Genomic DNA, 406 nt, shown 5'->3' on the forward strand with positions numbered 1-406 from the left:
ACCCTGGCTCGTCGTTGCTGGACATGGTGCGACCCCGGGCGTCGTCGCAACCCGGCGCCGCGTCGCTGCCCGACGCGGTGGCCGCGCTGCTGGGCCGCTCGGTTGCCGGGATCCTCGAACACGTCGAGCAGACGCTAAGCGGTGTCAGCGTGCTGTGGCTAGGGGAGTCGCGCTTGTGAGCGCCGTTAGTCGGAGGACGGGGCGACGATCTGCGGCGCCTCGCCAAACTGAATTACCCGCGACAGCTGAGCCCGCACTTCGCCTGCGTAGACGTCCATTGCCTTCGTGTTCTGGGCCCAGAACCCCTGATATTCCTCTTCGAGGGCAGCAATCTTCGGAGCGTTGATCACGATCTCGTTCTTCGCGTCCGCCAACTTCGTGCGGTTAGTGGCGATATCTTCTGGAG

1 protein-coding gene is annotated in these 406 nt (G+C 64.8%); it reads right to left on the bottom strand.

Annotation, left to right across the window (positions count from 1 at the left end):
- Nucleotides 1-185: 185 nt before the first annotated feature.
- The coding region (locus A9K58_RS18820; protein ID WP_155760551.1) for a PPE domain-containing protein at nt 186-406 on the bottom strand (221 nt) is incomplete at its 5' end.

The organism is Stenotrophomonas maltophilia, from assembly GCF_001676385.1.
Taxonomy (GTDB): Bacteria; Pseudomonadota; Gammaproteobacteria; order Xanthomonadales; family Xanthomonadaceae; genus Stenotrophomonas; species Stenotrophomonas maltophilia_J.